This window comes from Pseudomonas sp. JL3 (assembly GCF_031570575.1).
GTDB classification, from domain to species: domain Bacteria; phylum Pseudomonadota; class Gammaproteobacteria; order Pseudomonadales; family Pseudomonadaceae; genus Aquipseudomonas; species Aquipseudomonas cucumis.
Map to the genome: position 1 here is coordinate 1 of NZ_JAKWJK010000059.1, position 1,427 is coordinate 1,427.

1 protein-coding gene is annotated in these 1,427 nt (G+C 62.0%); it reads right to left on the reverse strand.

Annotation, left to right across the window (positions count from 1 at the left end):
• The coding region (locus MMG91_RS28760; protein ID WP_405046576.1) for an immunoglobulin-like domain-containing protein at positions 1-1,427 on the reverse strand (1,427 nt) is incomplete at both ends.

Sequence of the window (1,427 nt, forward strand, 5' to 3'; positions counted from 1 at the left end):
GCCGTCAGATTGACCGTCGAAGTGTCGAGGGTGTCAGTCACATCGGTGACCGCAGCCGCCGGGTCCGTCACCAGGTTCTCAAAGTTGCCGCCTGCGGCATCCTTGATGGTTACTTCAACTTGGCCGGCGTCTTTGTAGACATCGTCCTTCGGCGCGTCGACGGTCACGGAGCCGCTGGTGGCGCCGGCCGCGATGGTGATCACGGCGCCGTTGCTCAGCGTGACGGTGACCGGAGTCCCGGCGGTGTTGGTCAGGGTGGCGGTGTAAACGATCGAGCCACCTTCAGCCACGGAGTCGGTTGCGCTCAAACTGAGGGTGGTGGTTTCCGGAGTTTCAGTCACAGAGGTGTCGGCCGACTTGCCATCGACGTCCAGCTTCTCGTAGTTACCGCCCTTGGCATCGTCGATCTTGACGCTCAGCGAACCACCGCCGGCCAAAGCATCGTTCGGCGCAGTGAAGTTGACGCTGGCACTGCTCGACCCGACCGGAATGGTGATGGTCTGGCCGTTGGACAGGGTCACTACGACTGGCGAGCCGGTGACTGGCGACGTCACGGATGCGGTGTAAACCACGGTGCCGCCTTCGGCGACGCTCGATGTGGCACTCAGCGAAACAGTGCTGGTGTCGATGGTGTCGTTAACGGTGGTCACCGCAGGCGTATCGCTAGGCACCAGGTTCTCGAAGTTGCCGCCAGTCGCGCCTTTGATCGTCGCTTCAACGGTGCCTGCGTCTTTATAGACGTCGTCCTTTGGTGCGTCGACGGTCACGGAGCCGGTGGTTTTGCCTGCTTCGATGGTGATCACGGCGCCGTTCGACAGGGTCACGGTGACCGGTGTGCCGGCGGCGTTGGTCAGGGTGGCGGTGTAAACGATCGAGCCACCTTCAGCCACGGAGTCGGTTGCGCTCAAACTGAGGGTGGTGGTTTCCGGAGTATCAGTCACCGAGGTGTCGGCCGACTTGCCATCGACGTCCAGCTTCTCGTAGTTACCGCCCTTGGCATCGTCGATCTTGACGCTCAGCGAACCACCGCCGGCCAAAGCATCGTTCGGCGCAGTGAAGTTGACGCTGGCACTGCTCGACCCGACCGGAATGGTGATGGTCTGGCCGTTGGACAGGGTCACTACGACTGGCGAGCCGGTGACTGGCGACGTCACGGATGCGGTGTAAACCACGGTGCCGCCTTCGGCGACGCTCGATGTGGCACTCAGCGAAACAGTGCTGGTGTCGATGGTGTCGTTAACGGTGGTCACCGCAGGCGTATCGCTAGGCACCAGGTTCTCGAAGTTGCCGCCAGTCGCGCCTTTGATCGTCGCTTCAACGGTGCCTGCGTCTTTATAGACGTCGTCCTTTGGTGCGTCGACGGTCACGGAGCCGGTGGTTTTGCCTGCTTCGATGGTGATCACGGCGCCGTTCGACAGGGTCACGGT